The organism is Kitasatospora nipponensis, from assembly GCF_039528135.1.
Lineage (GTDB): Bacteria > Actinomycetota > Actinomycetes > Streptomycetales > Streptomycetaceae > Kitasatospora > Kitasatospora nipponensis.
In genome coordinates this window covers 1-532 of sequence record NZ_BAAALF010000490.1, presented here as the reverse complement: position 1 = coordinate 532, position 532 = coordinate 1, and the positions used below count along the sequence as shown (strand labels likewise).

Below are 532 nucleotides of genomic sequence, written 5' to 3'. Positions count from 1 at the left end.
ACACAACCCGCCACGGGCCGTTGAGCCACCCATCGCGGTACGTCTCCAGTGAGAGCGGGTCGTCCAGCGCCCCTTCCACCACCTCACCCGTGAACGGCTCGCCGTCGTAGGTCAGCCGCAGCCCCGTATCCATGCCGACCATCGGATCATCGACATCAACGCGCCGCACCGCACTCACCATCGTGACTCGCGGGCGGCAGAGCTCTCAGGTGTCATACTCCCCGACCCAACTACGCAGCAGCAGGTGCTTCGGCAGGTAGTCAGACTGCACCTCGACCGGCAGCCCGGAATCGTGCGCCAGGCAGGCGATCGCCAACAAGGGCAGCGAGACGAACCCGTTGGAGTCCTCCACCCGGTCCTCGTCCGCCGTCCAGTACTCCCGGTGCAGTTCCAGCCCACGAGCCAGCGCCGCGTTGAACTTCTCCCCGTCCCGCTGCACCAGCTGGTTGAGCGCGGCGATCGGCGGATACAGCAGCTTGAGCAGCACCTCACGATCGGCCACCCGCGCGACGTCGGGGTCCGTACCCTCGAT

The 532-nt window shown here is 66.9% G+C and carries 1 protein-coding gene; it reads right to left on the bottom strand.

Annotated elements, in window-relative coordinates; all coding sequences use genetic code 11:
- Positions 1-205 precede the first annotated feature (205 nt).
- The coding region (locus tag ABD323_RS41390; RefSeq protein ID WP_344447248.1) for an immunity 49 family protein at positions 206-532 on the bottom strand (327 nt) is incomplete at its 5' end.